This is a genomic window from Kribbella deserti (assembly GCF_042434725.1).
Lineage (GTDB): Bacteria > Actinomycetota > Actinomycetes > Propionibacteriales > Kribbellaceae > Kribbella > Kribbella deserti.
Window position 1 is genome coordinate 15,752 of sequence record NZ_JBHLTC010000026.1, and the last position, 17,235, is coordinate 32,986.

17 protein-coding genes are annotated in these 17,235 nt (G+C 68.3%); 13 read left to right on the plus strand and 4 right to left on the minus strand.

Annotated features, from left to right (window positions below):
• The first annotated feature begins 23 nt into the window (after nt 1–23).
• A complete protein-coding gene (locus tag ACFFGN_RS20345) occupies nt 24–1,031 on the plus strand; it encodes a GlxA family transcriptional regulator (protein ID WP_380049954.1) in 1,008 nt (335 codons plus the stop codon).
• Here the strand turns inward: ACFFGN_RS20345 and ACFFGN_RS20350 are convergent.
• Nucleotides 1,028–1,639 carry a TetR/AcrR family transcriptional regulator gene (locus tag ACFFGN_RS20350; protein WP_380049957.1) on the minus strand — a complete coding sequence of 204 codons (612 nt, stop codon included), beginning with the start codon at nt 1,637–1,639 and terminating at the stop codon, nt 1,028–1,030. The genes ACFFGN_RS20345 and ACFFGN_RS20350 overlap by 4 nt on opposite strands.
• Before the next feature lie 91 nt (nt 1,640–1,730).
• Here ACFFGN_RS20350 and ACFFGN_RS20355 point away from each other — a divergent pair, with 91 nt between their 5' ends.
• The 3 genes from ACFFGN_RS20355 to ACFFGN_RS20365 all read left to right on the plus strand — a co-directional run bounded on the left by ACFFGN_RS20355 (nt 1,731) and on the right by ACFFGN_RS20365 (nt 3,588).
• Complete coding sequence (locus ACFFGN_RS20355; RefSeq protein WP_380049960.1) at nt 1,731–2,327, plus strand: GNAT family N-acetyltransferase; 597 nt, start codon at nt 1,731–1,733, stop codon at nt 2,325–2,327.
• Between the two features lie 98 nt (nt 2,328–2,425).
• Entirely contained in the window at nt 2,426–2,878 is a 453-nt protein-coding gene (locus tag ACFFGN_RS20360) for a GNAT family N-acetyltransferase (RefSeq protein ID WP_380049964.1), read from the plus strand.
• A gap of 209 nt (nt 2,879–3,087) precedes the next feature.
• On the plus strand, nt 3,088–3,588 hold the full coding sequence (locus tag ACFFGN_RS20365; RefSeq protein ID WP_380049967.1) for a hypothetical protein: 501 nt from the start codon (nt 3,088–3,090) through the stop codon (nt 3,586–3,588).
• A 28-nt stretch (nt 3,589–3,616) separates the two neighbouring features.
• Here ACFFGN_RS20365 and ACFFGN_RS20370 read toward each other — a convergent pair whose 3' ends face one another.
• Nucleotides 3,617–5,620, minus strand: coding sequence for a hypothetical protein (locus ACFFGN_RS20370; protein ID WP_380049970.1), 2,004 nt, complete (start codon nt 5,618–5,620; stop codon nt 3,617–3,619).
• Between the two features lie 339 nt (nt 5,621–5,959).
• On the minus strand, nt 5,960–7,000 hold the full coding sequence (locus tag ACFFGN_RS20375) for an RNA polymerase subunit sigma-70 (RefSeq protein ID WP_380049972.1): 1,041 nt from the start codon (nt 6,998–7,000) through the stop codon (nt 5,960–5,962).
• 86 nt (nt 7,001–7,086) lie between these two features.
• Here ACFFGN_RS20375 and ACFFGN_RS20380 point away from each other — a divergent pair, with 86 nt between their 5' ends.
• Nucleotides 7,087–8,511, plus strand: coding sequence for an MFS transporter (locus ACFFGN_RS20380; protein ID WP_380049975.1), 1,425 nt, complete (start codon nt 7,087–7,089; stop codon nt 8,509–8,511).
• Nucleotides 8,512–8,559: 48 nt separating this feature from the next.
• On the opposite strand, the gene qcrB is transcribed toward ACFFGN_RS20380, so the two are convergent.
• Complete coding sequence (qcrB, locus tag ACFFGN_RS20385) at nt 8,560–10,245, minus strand: cytochrome bc1 complex cytochrome b subunit (protein ID WP_380049978.1); 1,686 nt, start codon at nt 10,243–10,245, stop codon at nt 8,560–8,562.
• Between the two features lie 204 nt (nt 10,246–10,449).
• On the opposite strand from qcrB, the gene ACFFGN_RS20390 reads away from it, so the two are divergent.
• From ACFFGN_RS20390 to ACFFGN_RS20425, 8 genes are read left to right on the plus strand one after another with little or no spacing between them, the layout of a single operon-like run.
• Nucleotides 10,450–11,604: a polyprenyl synthetase family protein gene (locus ACFFGN_RS20390; protein ID WP_380049980.1), complete on the plus strand. Its 1,155-nt coding sequence runs from the start codon at nt 10,450–10,452 to the stop codon at nt 11,602–11,604.
• 1 nt (nt 11,605) lies between these two features.
• Nucleotides 11,606–13,117, plus strand: a complete 1,512-nt coding sequence (gene crtI / locus ACFFGN_RS20395; RefSeq protein WP_380049983.1) for a phytoene desaturase family protein — start codon at nt 11,606–11,608, stop codon at nt 13,115–13,117.
• Nucleotides 13,114–14,067, plus strand: coding sequence for a phytoene/squalene synthase family protein (locus ACFFGN_RS20400; RefSeq protein ID WP_380049986.1), 954 nt, complete (start codon nt 13,114–13,116; stop codon nt 14,065–14,067). Before crtI ends, ACFFGN_RS20400 begins: the two co-directional genes overlap by 4 nt.
• A complete protein-coding gene (locus tag ACFFGN_RS20405) occupies nt 14,067–14,417 on the plus strand; it encodes a lycopene cyclase domain-containing protein (RefSeq protein WP_380049988.1) in 351 nt (116 codons plus the stop codon). Before ACFFGN_RS20400 ends, ACFFGN_RS20405 begins: the two co-directional genes overlap by 1 nt.
• Nucleotides 14,414–14,755 (plus strand): lycopene cyclase domain-containing protein, encoded by a 342-nt coding sequence (locus tag ACFFGN_RS20410; RefSeq protein WP_380049991.1) that lies wholly within the window; start codon nt 14,414–14,416, stop codon nt 14,753–14,755. Before ACFFGN_RS20405 ends, ACFFGN_RS20410 begins: the two co-directional genes overlap by 4 nt.
• Nucleotides 14,752–15,492, plus strand: a complete 741-nt coding sequence (locus tag ACFFGN_RS20415) for a class I SAM-dependent methyltransferase (protein WP_380049994.1) — start codon at nt 14,752–14,754, stop codon at nt 15,490–15,492. The genes ACFFGN_RS20410 and ACFFGN_RS20415 overlap by 4 nt, the downstream gene beginning before the upstream one ends.
• Nucleotides 15,485–17,029 carry a hydroxysqualene dehydroxylase gene (locus tag ACFFGN_RS20420; protein WP_380049997.1) on the plus strand — a complete coding sequence of 515 codons (1,545 nt, stop codon included), beginning with the start codon at nt 15,485–15,487 and terminating at the stop codon, nt 17,027–17,029. The genes ACFFGN_RS20415 and ACFFGN_RS20420 overlap by 8 nt, the downstream gene beginning before the upstream one ends.
• Nucleotides 17,026–17,235 carry a hypervirulence associated TUDOR domain-containing protein gene (locus ACFFGN_RS20425; protein WP_380050000.1) on the plus strand — a complete coding sequence of 70 codons (210 nt, stop codon included), beginning with the start codon at nt 17,026–17,028 and terminating at the stop codon, nt 17,233–17,235. The genes ACFFGN_RS20420 and ACFFGN_RS20425 overlap by 4 nt, the downstream gene beginning before the upstream one ends.

Below are 17,235 nucleotides of genomic sequence, written 5' to 3' on the forward strand. Positions count from 1 at the left end.
CCCCTCTTCGATAGATTAGTGACATGCATCGTGTTGCCGTTCTCATCGCCCAGCGGGTGAACAACCTCAACCTGGCGATTCCCGGGCAGGTCTTCGGCACCGCGCACTCTCAGGACAAACCGGCCGGCGTGCTGTTCGGAGCTCCGCTGTACGAAGTGGTCATGTGTGGCGAGCGACCGGACCTGGTGGTCACTGGTCGAGGCGGAGTCGAGGTCTTCCGCGTCACCGCGCCGTACGACTTGTCCGCGGCGCTGACCGCCGAGACGGTGATCGTGCCGGGCGCGGGAACCGATACCGAGCCGGCCGCAGAGGTGCTCGCGGTGCTGCGGCAGGCCCACGCCCGGGGCGCGCGGATCGCGTCGATCTGCACTGGCGCCTTTCTGCTCGCGGCGGCCGGACTGCTCGACGGGCGGCGGGTGACCACGCACTGGACGTCCGCTCCGGCCTTGGCCCGGCGGTATCCGAAGCTGGAGGTCGATCCGAACGTGTTGTTCGTGGACGACGGTGACGTGCTCACCTCTGCCGGAGCCGCGAGTGGGTTCGACCTGTGCATCCAGATGGTCCGCAACGATTTCGGCTCGGCGGTGGCCGCCGAAGTCGCTCGTCATATCGTCGTTCCGCCTCAACGCGAAGGTGGGCAGGCGCAGTTCATCGTTCATCCGGAGCCCGTCGCCGACAGTGGTTCGCTGGAACCGACCATGCGGTGGTTGCGGGACCACCTCGGCGACCCGCTGACGCTGGCCGACATCGCCCGGCAGGCGGCCATCAGCCCACGCACGCTCAACCGGCGCTTCCACGAACAGACCGGGTTGACGCCGCTGCAATGGCTGCTCACCCAGCGAGTCCGTCACGCCCAAGCGCTGCTGGAGACAACCAGTCTGTCGGTCGAAGAGATAGCCGGCCACTGCGGTTTCGGCACCGCCATCAATCTCCGCCAGCACTTCACCCGTCGGGTGCACATGTCGCCGGTCGCCTACCGCCGCGCCTTCCAGGCTCCCTTGCCGGCGGATTCGCCTGCTTCGGCGAACTAGCCTTCGTGCGACAGGTTGGTACGGATGCCGAGCATCATGAGGTCCAGGCCGTGACGGAAGAGGGTGTCGTTGCGCGCGGCCTCCTCCGCGGAGGCGGGAGTGGGCTCGGCGGCGATGGCGGCCATGCTCCAGCGGGCTGCGGTTTCGAAGATGTCGCGAGCGGTGGATTCCGGAACGCCGAGGCGGACGAGTGCCTGGAGCTGGGCGCGGACGAGTTCCGCCCGGTTGTCGTCGCCGCGGTCGCGACCGGGAATCGCCTTGGCCAGGATGAGCTGAGCCAACCCCGCGTGGTCGGCGTAGAACGCGCGCAGTCTTAGCGATCCAGCCGTCGTCACCGCGATCCAGTCGTCGAGGCTCGCCACCTCGTCGTACGCCTGCCGGGCGGGCGCGAACGCGGCGAAAGCGTTCCGGGCGACCAGGTCGAGTAGCTCGTCCTTGTTGCGCACGTGGTGGTAGAGCGACGGCGCCCGGACCTTCAGTTGCTCGGCCACTGAGCGCATGGTCAGACCGTTGACACCGCGTTGCCGGATGACCGCCAGCGCGGCCTCGACGATGGTGGCGACCGAGATACCGGCCGCCGCGTGGGAGGACCGATCGCGTGGGCCCATGTCCGGCTGCTCCGAATTCGCTTGTCCGTCGCCGGGCGGTCCGGCTACGTTGCTGTCTAACAACGTTAGACAATAGAGCAGGAGTACGCCGATGACCGCGCAGGCTCACCCAGGCGAAGGGTTTTTGCCGGACTACCCGGTGCGTACGCAGCGGCTGGATCTTCGGCCGCATCGCCGGGACGATCTCGATGACATCTACGCGTTCCACTCGCTGCCGGAGGTCGTGCGGTATGTGCCGTGGCCGCTGCGCGATCGGGAGCAGACCCGCGCCGCGCTGGAGGTCAAGCTGGGACAGGGCGCGCTGACCGAGCCCGGACAATGGCTGGTGCTGGCCATCGAGTACCGCGAGACCGGAACCGTGATCGGTGAGGTACTGCTCAAGTGGGCCAGTGCGGCGGATCGCCAGGGTGAGGTCGGATTCGCCCTGCATCCGGCGTACCAGGGTCGCGGGCTGGCGGCCGAGGCCGCGGACGCGATGCTGCGGCTGGGGTTCGAGGACCTCGGGCTGCACCGCATCATCGGGGTCTGCATCGACGCCAACATCGCCTCGGCCCAACTGCTGGCACGCCTCGGCATGTCCCGCGAAGGCCACTTGATCCACAGTGCCTTTCACAAAGGCGAGTGGGTCAACCAGTTCGTCTACGCCATCCGCGAAGACACCTGGCGAGCCGCCCGCCAACCCGCCTGACTCAGCGGCCGGGCTTGGCAATCCCAACTGGACTGATCGGCCGAGCCGGGAAAGGGAAAGTGGTTGACGGTGGGGGTGTTGTCGGCTGTGCTGCTGCCGTGAATGTCCTTCGGATAGTGGCGCCTGGCAACGAATCCATGCTCGAACAGTGGCGCCACGTGCACAACACGATCATCCCGACGCATCTGTTGTCCCTGGACGACGTACGAGATCGATCCAGGCGGCACCACCTGGAGGTCGCCTATCTCGGCGAAGCCCTTGTTGGTTGCAGCACGGTGCGGCCGCCGACGGACGAATCACCCGCCGCCACGGTGATCGCGCGCGTACTTGCCGACTACCGCGGGCACGGGATCGGAACGACGCTCTACACCCGTGGGCTCGCCCGGGCCCGGGAACTGGGCGCCGAAATCATCGAAACCGTGGTGCTTTCGTCGAACCCGGAGGGCCTACGTTTCGCTCGGCGGCAAGGCTTCGTGGAGCTTGAGCGGTACGTCCTGCCAGGCGAAACCACGCCCTGGATCGACCTGCGCTTGGAGCCGCAGAACCAGTGACACCGTCCTGCGGAGGTTTCGCCGCCGGACCCGGATCACGGCACCAGTCGCCAAACAAAGGTGACGGTCGGACGCAGTTTGTCGCGTCCGACCGTCGGTAGGAACCTTTCAAGCGAGGTCGAAAGCCTGGTGGGGGACCAACCCGCGTGGTCTGATCGGCAGCAGTTCGGCCGGTTCGGGCCGCAAAAAGATGAGGAGCACCGGGGGATATGACCAAGAGACTGCGCACCACCGTCCTGGCCGCGTCGATCGCAACGGCCGCCCTCCTGGCCGTGCCCACGTCGGCCGGCGCCGTTCCCGCGCCGGCCGGCGCCGCGCCCATTCCCGCGCCGGCCGGCGCCGTTCCCGCGTCGGCTGGACCCGCGACCGCCGGGCAGGCGCAGCTCGCGGTTGGGGTGCCGGACACCTCGCCCGCGGCCGTGTCTCGCACCTACGAGACATACGTCGCGTCGTGCTCGAGCGGCTACGTCTGCGCGGCTGTGCCGTACCACGAGGGCTACTTCAACTTTAAGTTCTACGCCTACGGCACCTACCGCCTGTACAACTGGACCGGCTACGGCCTCATCTCCGACCGGCAGACGGGCACGGCCTCCACCAGGACGCTGAACGCCGGTGGCGGCCAACTGGCGTGCTGGAACGCCGGCGGCGGCTCGGGCTCGTACGACTGGACGCCCGTCGAATACATCCGCCTATCCCAAAGCCGCTGCTGACCACCGGTAGGGCAGGCACCGGCCTGCCCTACCTCACCACCACGGCGGCCACGCTCGAGTAACCACCCGCGTGCTGCTTGGTGGTTCCGCGCAGCACCCGCACGCCCCAGGTACCGGTCGCCGGGAAGGCGTAGGCCAGGTTCGCCACCGTGCTGGTGGGAATCACGACACTGCGAACCGACGTCCACACGGTCGACCCGGGCTTACGAACCTGCAGATACGCGACCGCGCCCGCGTCGTACGGCGTCGCCACCACCGAGTAGGTGACCGACCGGCCGCGCGTTGCGGCGGTGGGCGCGCTGCGCCAGGCGACGTTGGCCACGGACACGGCGGGGATCGCGGGGGTAACGACGGTTTCCGCCGGAACGGATGAGGCGAGTACGGCGCGGAAACTGCCATTGGTCACGCTGGTGAACGGGATCGAAGCGATGCCTCCGGCAACAGTCTTGACCGAGCCGACGGTCGCCCACGTGGTACTGCCGGCGACCTGGCGCTGCAGCGTGACGTTCACCCCGGCCGGTGCCGCCGACCAGACGCCGAGCTTGTGGTTGTCCTGCACAACCACCTTCGCCGTACCGCGCTGCCCGTAACGAACGGCGGGCGCGGTGACGGTGGCGCGGCGGGCGGCGTACACCGTGGCCGGCTGGACGATGAGCCGCTGGTATACGCCGGTGTCCAGCGAGAACCCGAAGTTGTGGGCGCCCGAGGCCCTCGGCGTCACCGGCGCGGTGGTCCGGAGGGCCTGGAGGCCCGTGGTGCAGAAGCGGCCGATCGGCGCGTTGTCGATCGCCTGCGGTGCCGCGAGTTCGATGTCGCACCGCTGCAACGGATGCCCGGTCGGGCCGTCCGCGCTGAGCGTGACGGTGGACCGTCGGCCGACGACCAGTGTGGGCGCGGTGGCCTTGGCCTTGAAGTCCGAGACCAGCACGGTTCGGGTGGTCGGCTTGCCGATCAGGCGCCCGGCGGCGTCGAGCAGCCGCAGTTCGACCTGGTGCGTGCCGAGGGTCAGCTCCGGGCCTTGCATGGAGAAGCCGACTCCTTGCTTGGCGGTCGGCTGCTGCCAGTTCTGCGGAATCCAGGCCGCCGGAGTCACCGCGACCTCGCGCGTGGCGCCGTCCACGGTCAGGGTCACGGTCGACGGCTTGCTGCCGCTGAGCAGCGGACCCTGAATCTGCAGGCTGCCGCCGACGCCGGCCCAGCCGACAACCTTCGGCTTGTCCTCGCCGAGGTCGAAGCCGGCCTGATTGGCGTGCGTGACACGGACGAAGGTGTAGCGGCCGTAGCCGTAGTAGCCGTCGGTGTTGCGCGCGCGGGTCTCGGCTCGGTAGAGCCCGTCGGGCAGCCCGGAAAGGTCGAGCGCGAACAATGCGTCTTTGCTCAGCCCGCGGCTCACCGAGAACGGCGCCGAAGCGGTGAGCCGGGCGACGCCGACGCTGTCGATGAGCCTCAGCTCGGCGACGGCTTCGCCCGGAGCCCCCTCGACGCTGACCCGGAAGTTGCCCACGGCATCGGCGACACCGTCTGGGAAAAGCTGACCGTCGCGGACGAACTGCAGATCCGAGATCGTGGTCGGGCCGGTGATGTACAGCGAACCGCCGCCGAAGGTCTGGAGACCCGACGCGGTGGTCAGCTTGGCCGACAGCATCATCGTGCCGTGCGCCGGCCCGGTGCGGTCCCACTCGCCGACCGTCAGCGCTACGGTCACCTCGCAGCCGGCATCGCAGGTCCCGGCCTCGATGATTGCGGCGCCGGAGACGTAGTGCCCAAGCGTGACATCGATCCGGCCGCTGGGTTCGCCGGCGAGGTCGACGGCCATCCGCACCGATACCTCGCCGAGCGGAATGGTGCTGTCGGCAACCGGACTCAGCACGGTCACCGACGGCTCAGTCATCGACCGCTCGGCCACCGACCGCTCAGCCGCCGCGGCGCTGGCCGGCGTCGTGGTGGACAGCGGCGTGGCGGCGGCTGGTACGGCAGACAGCAGCGCGCCCGCGAGCGCAGCGGGCAGCATGAAGCGGAACAACGGACGCACGAAAACCCCCAGAGAAGACCTGCGCCCACTCTGGCGCTCGCCTGCTAATCGGCGCAGGTCGCCGAGCGTTACATTCGGAACTCTGTGTAGCTACGCGATCACAAGCGCGTAGCTGTTCGGCTCGGCGCGTCCACCCCGGCGGTGACGAATACCGCGGCGGCGGCAGCCAGCAGCTTTTCCTGATTGCGGATCACGTCGACTCGTTTGCCTCGCGCCGGCGCAGCTGCGACCTCGTCTTCCGGGACATCCCGTTCAGTCCCGTTGTACTGCCCGTGCCGGGCCGACCGGCGTTTCGATGATGGGTGTCGCGCTGCCGGGATCGCGCGGCTCGCGGTAGGACTAGGGATGTGCGGCGAGTGAGTTGGCGCGGCCGACGGTGAGCGGCAGGCCGAAGGTGGCGAACAAGGTCCGGTCCTCGAAGACCTCGATCCGCCGGATTCCGGCCGGAGTGACGGTCAGTACGTCGATGGCGTAAGCGCGGTAGAGGTCATCGCCCTCCGGCCGGTACACGCCGAAGCCGTGGTTGCCGCGGATCTTGACGGGGACCTTGCGGGATTCGCCGAAGAGCGGGCAGTGGGCCACGAGTTCGAGCAGGGCCTCGCGCCCGGAAACCTGCATCGCGGCCCGGTTGAAGGTGGCGTCCTCGGTGAGGGCGAACGAGAGCGCGGCGACATCCCCGGTCTCGAACGCGGTCGCGTATTCGTCGAGTGCCGCGTCATCGGCCACGGACTTGTCCCGCGGCACGCTCGTGGCCCGCAAAGAAGCCGTCCGCGTAGAAGGCGGTCGGGGCGTGTCGCCGTCGGCCGGGCGGTTCTGCTCCAGGCGGTTCCGGCTGCGGTGCACGAGCGTGTGCACCGCGGTGCCGGAGGTGCCGATGAGGTCGGCGACCTCGGTCGCGGGCACGTCCAGCACGTCGCGCAGGATCAGCGCCCGGCGCTGCCGCGGGGACAGCTCTTGCCACGCGTGATTCAGCGCTTCCCGACGGTGTTCCCGGGCGGCGACGATCTCGGCCGGGTCGGTCAGTGGTGGCGCCTCGAGGTCGACGATGTCGGCCTGCGACGGCCAGAGCTCGGGCTGTCCGTCGGCCGGTTCCGCCTCGCTCAAGCCGGACGGCACGGGTAGGCGCCGCTGCCGCTCCAGCGCCGTACGGCAGGTGTTGGTGGCGATCCGGTAGAGCCAGGTGCGCAGCGTGGATCGGCCCTCGAAGGCGCCGTACGACCGCCAGGCCCGCAGGTAGGTTTCCTGGACCTGGTCCTCCGCGTCGTGCGACGAACCGAGCAGGCGACGGCAGTGGGCCAGCAGCTCGCGGTGATACGGCTCGACGAGCCGCGTGAACTCGGCCGCGTCGATCTGCGGGTGGTCCGGTTCGGGCTTGGTCATCTCGCTCCCCGCAGTGTGACGAGCCCCACATCCGGAACCCGCGGCCGATGCGAAAGATCAACTGGCCGCGGCTGGTCTGCATTCCCATGTCTGACAAAACGACTTCCGCGCCGGTCGCTGTGGCGGCCGGGCCCGATCCGCGACGCTGGCGAGCGCTGGCGATTCTCTGCGCCGCCTACTTCATGATCATCATCGACTCCCAGATCGTGGTGCTCGCACTGCCCACGATCGACGCCGACCTCGGGCTCGGCGCCGGCGGTGCGCAGTGGGTCATGAGCAGCTACCTGCTCGCCTTCGGCAGCCTGCTCCTGCTCGGCGGCCGGACCGCCGACCTGTTCGGCGGCCGCCGGATGTTCCTGATCGGTACGGCGCTGTTCCTGGTCGCCTCGATGGGCTGCGGCCTGGCCACGTCCAGCGGCGTGCTGATCGTGGCGCGGGTGATTCAGGGTGTCGCCGCGGCGGTGATGGCGCCGACCGCGATGGCGGTTCTGATGACCACCTTCGAGCAGGGGCCCGAACGTAACCGCGCGGTCGGGATCTGGAGTGGCATCGGGGCGTTCGGTGCCACCGCCGCCCTGCTGGTCGGCGGCTCGATCACCGACGGTCTCGGCTGGCAGTGGATCTTCTTCATCAACGTCCCGATCGCGCTGCTCGTGCTCGTGTCCGGACCACGCCTGCTACGGGAGACGCCGTACGGCCAAGGGGCCTGGACGCTGGACCCGATCGGCGCGGTCACCATCACGGGCGCGCTCGTACTGCTGGTATTCGCCGTGGTGACGGGGCCCGATGCCGGCTGGGCCTCCGCCCGCACGGTTGCTCTGCTGCTGGCGGCGCTTGCCGCCCTTGCGCTCTTCGTCGCCGTCGAGCGCAAGGTGGCGGCTCCGCTGGTGCCCCCGCGCATCTTCCGCAACGGCACTCTCGTGGCCGGCAACCTGATGACGCTGCTGGTGTGCATCGCGTTGTACGGCGCGGCGTACAACATGTCGGTGTACGCGCAGCAGGTGCTGGGCTATTCGCCAACCCGGTTCGGTCTGAGCACGGCCGTGTACGCCGCCCTGTCGATCATCGGCTCCAACGTGGCCGGCGCCCTCATCGCGAAGGTCGGTTACGCGCGAGTCGGTGTGGTGGGCGCGGGATTGCTGACAGTGGGTGCGTTCCTGCTCAGCCGGGTCAGTGCCGACGGCAACTATTGGACGGACCTGTTCCCCGGGCTCGTCGTGATCGGCTCCGGAATCGGCACCACCGTGGTGGCAGGCGCGGTGGCGGCGTTGTCGAACGTGAACGGCCAGGAAGCGGGCCTCGCGTCCGGCATCAACAACTCGGTCTTCCAGATCGGCGCAGCCCTCGGCATCGCCATAAGCACCACAGTCGCCCTGATGCGGCACAACCCGGCGGCCGAACCGTCGACCAACCTCATCGAAGGCGTCCGGTCCGCCTTCCTGGCAGCCACAATCGCCGCCTTCGCCTGTCTCCTAGTCGCCACCACCCTCACCCTCCGCCGACGCCGCTAGAACGCGGCCCTCAGCCCGCCGCTGCCCAGCTGCGGCGGGCTGAGGGGGCTATCGCCTTCTGGCTTCGCTAGCCGGAAGGCCGCCCTCGGGGTGGCCGGACGGTTCTTCCAGTCGGGGTGTGCCGATGGGGGAGTCGAGCGCGGGGGCGTCATGTCCGTGCGGGTGGTGGAGTTCGGCCGCGGTGGGCTTTTGCACGACGTCGGCGAAGTAGAACGACGAGATACGCGCGCGGATCCGGTCGCGGCGGCGGTGTGGCGAGTCAACGCCGTTGGGGTCGGTTTCGGGGCCGGCCTCGATCGGGATTTGCCGGTCGTGCGCGGTGAGTTGATAGGCCTCGTACGTCGAGATGGGCGCGTGTTTCTCGACGTACCGGCCGTCCGGCAGGCGCTGGATCACGCCGGTTTCCAGGCCGTGCAGTACGCGCTCGCGGTCCGCCCGTTGCAGCGAGATCGCGATTCGCCGGGTGATCCAGAACGCGAGCGCGGGACCGAGGAAGACGCCGATCCGGCAGACCCAGGTGATCGCGTTGATGGACGAGTTGAAGTGGGTCGCGATCAGGTCGTTGCCGCTGTTGAGCCACAACACGCCGTAGAAGGTGATGATCGCGGCGCCGATACCGGTCCGCGTCGGCTGGTTCCGGGGCCGGTCCAGCAGGTGGTGTTCGTGCTTGTCGCCGGTGACCCATTGCTCGATGAACGGGTACAGCGCGACGAACCCGATGAACAGCGGCGGCATCAGCAAGGCCGGGACGAGGATGTTCCAGCTGATCGTGACGCCCCAGAACTCCGACTCCAGCCCAGGCATGAGCCGGACGGCGCCATCGAGCCAGGCCATGTACCAGTCGGGCTGCGATCCCGCGGTCACCTCCGCCGGGTTGTACGGCCCGTACAGCCACACCGGGTTGATCTGCAGTAGTGCGCCCATGATCGCCAGCACGCCGAACACAACAAAGAAGAACCCGCCCGCCTTTGCCAGGTAGACCGGCATCAACGGATAGCCGACCACGTTCTTCTCAGTCCGGCCCGGACCCGGGAACTGGGTGTGTTTGTGATAGACGACCAGGATCAAATGCACGGTGATCAGCGCGAGCAGAATCCCCGGAATCAGCAGCACGTGCACGGTGTAGAAGCGAGAGACGAAGTCGTCGCCGGGGAACTCGCCGCCGAAAATGAAGAACGAGAGGTACGTGCCGACCACGGGTGCGGCGAGCACCAGGCCCTCGGTGATGCGTAGTCCGGTCCCGGACAGCAGGTCGTCGGGCAGGCCGTAGCCGATGAAGCCCTCGATGATGCCGAGGAACAGCATCGCGATACCGATCAGCCAGTTCAGCTCGCGGGGTTTGCGAAAGGCGCCGGTGAAGAAGACCCGAAGCAAATGCACGCTCATCGCCGCGGTGAACAAAATCGCCGCCCAGTGGTGGATCTGCCGCATCAGCAATCCGCCGCGAATGTCGAACGAGATCCGCAGGGTCGATTCATAGGCCTCGGACATGTGCAGACCTTTGAGCAGACTGTACGAACCCTGGTATTCCGTCTCGGCCATGGACGGCTCGAACCACAAGGTCAGGAAGATCCCGGTCAGGATCAGAATCAGAAAGCTGTACAGCGCGATTTCGCCCAGCATGAACGACCAGTGGTCGGGAAACACCTTGCGCAGGTTCTTCCGGCCCAGCTTGGCCAGGCCCAGCCGATCGTCGGCCCAGCGTAGTCCGGGCGCGAGGTCCTGGTCTGCCATCGGTGGTCCACCACCCTCGATCGGCGTTCATGGAATTGCCCGGGGCCGGTCCCGTTTGGTCGCGGGTACCCCGGACGATCTACCGCAAACTTAGGCATAAGTTAGGCACGGCGTCTACTGAGGTGTAAAGATCGCAGAGGTGTCCGGTAGTTCACAGCCGGGTACTGCAGGACGAAGCGTGCGGCGGACCCGGAGGTGGCGAAGTTGACGGATGGCTTGGTGGTGACACGGCAGGGCCCGGCGCGCTCGATCGCGGTGGTGGGATCGCGCCAGACCGACGACGTGATCGATTGGCTCGGCGTGCGGGTGGCGGCGGCCAAGGCGACGGTGTCGGCGTACGCCGGACAGCGCTGCACGGAGTACTTCACCGCGCCGGAGACCGCCGTACTGCGCGAGGTGCTGCCGGAATTCGTGGCCGAGGGCAAGTATGTGCGGTCCACCTTCGCCTATCTCGGCTGGTTGTGCGGGCAGGCCGAGTCGGCCGCGGCCGCCGAGGCGGTGGCGGGCCTGGAGTTGCTGCACGCCTTCGCGCTGATTCAGGACGACGTCATGGACGACTCCGCCACCCGGCGAGGCCGTCCAACCGTGCACGTCCGCCTGGCCAACTGGCACACCGCCCGCGCCGCAACCAGCGACCGTCGGGTTTCGGACCGGTTCGGGCGGTCGGCCGCCGTACTGCTTGGAGATCTTTGCCTGATATGGGCCGAGCGGATGCTGCGGGAGGCGGATCTCCCCGCGGCGAGTTTGGACCGCGCCTGGCCGGTGTACGACCTGATGCGCAGCGAACTCGCCGTCGGGCAGTTCAGCGATCTGCTGAACGACCTGACCCAGGAGCCGGAACTGGCGACCGTGCTCGATATCGCCCGGCGCAAATCCGGCAACTACACAGTCCGGCGGCCGTTGGAACTCGGCGCGGCGCTCGCCGGCTGCGATAGGCGAACCACCCGGGCGTTGCAGCGGTACGGCTCGATGGTGGGGGAGGCCTACCAGCTTCGCGACGACCATCTCGGCGTTTTTGGTGAGCCGCGAATGACCGGTAAGCCGCTGGGCGACGACCTGCGCGAAGGCAAGGCGACCACCCTGCTCGTGGTGGCCCGCGATCTCGCCAGTCCAGGCCAGCGTGCCGAAATGGCCGACCTGGCTCGCCGTACGCCCGCACCGGAGGACCCCGCAACCGACGAGTGGGTACGGCGATGGCAGGAGCTGATCGTCGCGACCGGCGCTGACGCGCGGATCGAGCAGCTCATCGCCGAACGGGTCGACGCCGCGATCGAGCTGCTGAGCCGGGCGGAACTACCGACCCGGCCGTACGACGCGCTGGTACTACTGGCCGGGCGCTGCACGAACCGGGATCACTGACATGGCCCTGCGCACGGTGTCCGGCCGAACCGATCGGGTGGTGGTGGTCGGCGCGGGTTTCTCCGGCCTGGCCGCCGCGTTGCACCTGGCGGGTAGAGGCCGCAAGGTGACGGTCCTCGAACGCGCAGCGGTCCCCGGTGGCCGTGCGGGCCGCGACACGATCGACGGGTACCACCTCGACACCGGTCCGAGCGTGCTCACCATGCCAGGCATCATCGACGACACCCTTGCGGCCGTCGGAGCCGCTCCGCTCGACCTGATCGAGCTGGACCCGGCTTATCTCGCCCAGTTCGCGGATGGCAGCACCCTCGCCGTACATCGCGATCCGGAGCAGATGGCCCAGGCCATCACGGAGTTCGCTGGTCCCGCCCAGGCGGCGGGCTATCGGCGGCTGCGGAAGTGGCTGGAGACGATGTACAAGGTCGAGTTCGACCGGTTTGTCGCGTCGAACTTCGATTCACCGCTCTCGATGCTGTCGCCGAAGCTCGCCCGGCTGGTGGCGTTGGGCGGCTTCCGCAGGCTCGACCCGATGATCGCGCGGTTCATTACCGACGAGCGGTTGCGGCGGGTCTTCACCTTCCAATCCCTGTACGTCGGCCAGGCGCCGCAACAGGCCCTCGCGCTGTATTCGGTCATCACTTACATGGACACCGTCGCAGGGGTCTACTTCCCTCGCGGCGGGATCAGCGCCGTGCCGGATGCTTTGGCCGCCGCAGCGGTCGATGCCGGGGTGAAATTCCACTACGGCAGTACGGCTAGTGAGCTCGAACGGACCGGCCGAAGGGTTCGAGCGGTTCGTACCGCCGAGGGCGATCGATTCGCGTGTGACGCGGTTGTCCTCACTACAGAACTTCCCGTGAGCTACAGGCTGCTCGGCGCGGAACCACGTCGGCCCGTTCCACTGCGGGCAGCGCCATCCGCGGTCGTCCTCCACGCCGGAACCACCGGGAAGTGGCCGCAGCTCGCGCATCACACCATCTCGTTCGGCGCGGCCTGGCGGTCGACGTTCTCCGAGCTGATCGACGAGGGCGAATTGATGGCCGATCCGTCGTTGCTGATCACCCGGCCGACCGCGACCGATCCACTGCTGGCGCCACCGGGGCACGACCTGATCTCGATCCTCGCGCCGGTACCGAACCTGCTGCGCGGCCCGCGGGACTGGGATCGCGACGGCGCGGACTATGCCGAGCAACTGGTGAAGCTGGTCGAGCAGCGGCTCGCGCCCGGGCTCGGCGCCACCCTGACTGCGCAAAAGCTGATCACGCCGGCCGACTGGGCTCGCCAGGACATGTCCGCGGGTACGCCGTTCGCCTGGTCGCACACCTTCGCCCAGACCGGCCCGTTCCGGCCGGGGAACTTTCCGCGCCGGACCAGCAACGTCGTACTGGCCGGTGGTGGAACCGTGCCGGGCGTCGGCGTACCAACGGCATTGATCTCCGGCCGGCTCGCGGCCGACCGCATTACCGGACCACCCTCTGCCCGTTCGGGGACGATCGCTGGAGGTCAGCCATGAGCACCGCCGAACTCGACGCCGCCGGCATCACCGAACCACGGTTACGCCACGCGTACACCCGTTGCCGTGAGCTGAACGCCGAGCATGGCCGCACCTACTTTCTCGCCACCCGGATGCTGACGGCCGTCCAGCGCCCGGCGATCCACGCACTCTACGGATTCGCGCGCTTCGCGGACGACATCGTGGACGAGCCTGCGCAGGGTGCCACGCCGGCCGATATCGAGGCAGCGCTGCGAGCGGTCGAGGCGGCCCTGTTCGACGGTCTACGCGATGGCCGCAGCGATGATCCGCTGCTGGCAGCGGTGATCGATACGGCGCATCGCTACGAGATCACCGAAGACCTTTTCGACGACTTCCTGACCTCGATGCGGATGGACCTGACGACCAGTGATTATGCCGATCGGGCCGCGCTGGAGAAGTACACCCGCGGCTCGGCCGAGGTGATCGGCCTTCAGGTTCTACCCGTGCTCGGCACCGTCACGACCCGCGAGGAAGCGGCTCCCGCGGCCGCGGCGCTCGGGCTCGCCTTCCAGCTGACGAACTTCCTGCGCGACGTGGCGGAGGACTACGAACGTGGCCGGATCTACCTGCCCTCCGACGAGTTGGCCGCATTCGGCGTGGACCAGGAGCGCCTCGGTTGGTGCGTCGCCCAACGCCGTACCGACTCCCGCGTCGCGGCGGCGCTCGCCGACCAGATCGCGACCACGCGCGCGATCTACCGACGAGCCGAACCGGGAATCGCCATGCTGGCGCCGGTTTCGCGGCCCTGCGTTCGTACGGCCTATGTCCTGTACTCCGAGATCCTGGAGCGGATCGAGGCCGCGGAGTACGACGTGTTCTCGCGCCGGGCCAGCGTTGGCACCAGGCGGAAGGCGACTGTGGCGGCGGCCGCGTTCGCCCGGGCGCTCTGGGCTCGCCGTGGGGCGTCCCGGCAGCGGGAGGCGGTCTGATGGATCGCTGGCACTACCTGCTGGTGCTGGCGGCGTGCGTACTGATCACGCTGCCGCTCGAACTCGCCGGAGCGCGGGTCTACCGGCGCCCGCGCCGCTGGCTACTCGCGCTCGCGCCCGCGGTGGCGGTTCTGCTGGTGTGGGACATCGTGGCGATCGCGGCGGGTATTTGGAGCTACAACCCGCGTTACCTGCTCGGCATCACCTTGCCGTTCCAAGTGCCGCTGGAGGAGCTGCTGTTCTTCCTGGTCGTTCCGACCTGTGGCCTGCTGACGTACGAGGCCGTGCAAGTGATGCTCGAGCGGGTACGGCGTTTCCGCGCCGCCCGGGCCAGCGGGGACCGCTCGTGAGGGGGATCGGCTACACCGTGCCCGCGATCGCCGCCGTCGTGCTGGTGGTTCTGCTGGAGCGCTACGTACTCCGGACAGGCCTTTTCCGTAAGGCCTCCTACTGGATCTCGATGGCCATCGTGCTCGGCTTCCAGGTTCCGGTGGACGGCTGGCTCACCAAACTCGACGCGCCGATCGTGCTGTACGCGCCGGACCACATCACCGGCGTGCGGTTCCCCTGGGACATCCCGATCGAGGACTTCGCGTTCGGCTACGCGATGGTGACCGCCGCCTTGCTGGCTTGGGAAAAGCAGCGCCGGCCGAACGACGACCCGAACCGCGAAAGGCGTTCTGAATGAGTAAACACAGTACCGACGGCCTGCCCCGGCACGAGGTGCCTGCGGCCTTCGACACCGCCGCGGCCGGGTATGACCGGCTCGTCGGCATCAACCCCGGCTACCACCGGCAGCTACGGAAGTCGGCGAGCCGGCTCCAGCTGCCCAACCGTGGCGCGGGGATGCGTTTGCTGGACGTCGGTTGCGGCACTGGCGCGTCGACGAAGGCGCTGCTACGGGCCGCACCTGAGGCCGAGATCACCGCCGTGGATGCGTCGGGGGAGATGCTCGAACAGGCGCGGCGCAAGGCGTTCCCACCGTCGGTGCGGTTCGTACACGCGCGGGTGGAAGACCTTGAAGCCGCTGGGGTGGACGGTCCGTTCGACGCGATCCTGGCGGCGTACCTGATCCGGAATCTGGCTACGCCGGACGTGGAGCTGCGGCGGTTGTTCGAGCTGCTGCGGCCGGGCGGACGCCTTGCCGTCCACGAGTACTCGGTGAGCGAATCGGCGCGCGCCCGACTGGTCTGGGACGCGGTGGCGTGGTCGGTCATCATTCCGACCGGGCGCATCGTCACGGGGACCAGCGAGCTCTACCGGCATCTGTGGCAAAGCGTGCGGTCGTTCGATGGGGTAACCGCCTTCGAACGACGTCTGGCTGATGCGGGCTTCACGGAAGTACGAACCGCTGGCATGACCGGCTGGCAACGCGGTATCGCGCACACCTTCCTCGCGGCTCGCCCGGTGCCGGCCGATGGTTGATCGCCGGATGGAGCGGCACGCGCCGCCACCACCGTCGGCCTCCGCCGATCCGGAGGTACCGCGCCGGGTGGCCGTCGTCGGCGGCGGTATCGCCGGGCTCACCGCCGCGACGGGCTTGGTTGAACGCGGGATCGACGTCGAGCTGATCGAACGCGAGCACTACCTGGGCGGCCGGGTTGGCGCCTGGCCCGAACAACTGCCCGATGGGACACCGGTGACGATGAGCCGGGGTTTCCACGCGTTCTTCCGGCAGTACTACAACCTGCGCGGCCTGTTGCGCCGGACGGACCCGCACCTGGATCGCCTGGTCGGCGTGGACGACTACCCGCTGATCGACGCGTTCGGGCGTCGCGACACGTTCGAGGGCCTGCCGCAACGGCCACCCTGGAACGCGATCGCCTTTGCGCTGCGCAGCCCGACTTTCGACTGGCGGGACCTGCTCCGGCTGAACGCGAAGGCCGCGCTGCCGCTGGCCCGGGTCGAGGTGCCGGGCACGTACGACTTGCTGGATGACGTCGACGCCGCGTCGTTCCTGGCGTCGATCAACTTCCCGCCCGCGGCTCGGCACCTCGCGTTCGAGGTGTTCTCGCGCAGCTTCTTCGCCCGGCCGGAGGACCTGTCAGCCGCGGAGCTTGCCGTCATGTTCCACCTGTACTTCCTCGGTTCGTCGGAGGGCCTGCTGTTCGACGTACCGAATGACACGTTCGAGGCCGCGCTTTGGGGACCACTTGCGACGTACCTGACTGACGCCGGAGCGCGGTTGAGTCTCGGTACCTCGATCGCCGCGATCGAGCCGGGTGGTGACCGGCGCTACCGGCTGCACGAATCGTCCGGCGCCTATCGCGATGTCGATGCGGTCGTGCTCGCGACCGATTTGCGAGGGTTGCAGAAGTTGGTCGCGTGGTCGCCCGGCCTCGGTACGCCGGATTGGCGCGATCGGATTGCCGCCCTACGTTCGGCGCCGCCGTTCCTGGTGCACCGGCTGTGGCTGGATCAGCCGGTGGCCACCGATCGACCCGCGTTTTTGGGAACCGGCGGTTGGGGTGCGTTGGACAACGTCAGCGTGCTCAATCGCTATGAGCGCGAGGCTCGCGCCTGGGCGGATCGCCACGGTGGCGCGGTGGTCGAGTTGCACGCTTACGCTGCCGAAATGGGCTCGGCGGCGGACAGCGACGCTTTGGCCAAGGAGCTGGAAGGCCTTCTGCACAAGGTGTATCCGGAGACCCAGACTGCGACGGTGGTGGGCACGTTGTCGCAGTGGCGTGACGACTGCCCACTCTTCTCGCCGGGCAGCTTCCGCGATCGGCCGACGGTGCAAACGCCCGATCCGCAGCTGGTGCTTGCCGGGGACGGCATCCGCATCGACCTGCCCGTAGCCCTGATGGAACGTGCCGCGACTACCGGTTGGCATGCGGCGAACCTCTTGCTGTCGCGGTTCGGCCGGCGCGGGCACGACCTGTGCACCGTGCCCACGACCGCCCGAATCAGAGCCCTCCGCCTGCTCAAACCCTCTAGAGACAAGGAGTACGAGCGATGAGCAAGGAGTTCCGCAAAGGCGACAAGGTCGAGTGGAGCAGTCACGGCGGTACGGCCGAAGGCGTGGTGGAAAAGCGCATCACCGAGCGCACCGAGGCGGCCGGTCGTACGGTAGACGCCTCGCCGGAGGAACCGCAGTACCTGGTCCGCAGTACAAAAAGCGGCGGTACCGCCGTACACAAGCCGGAGGCGCTCCGCCGCAAGTAG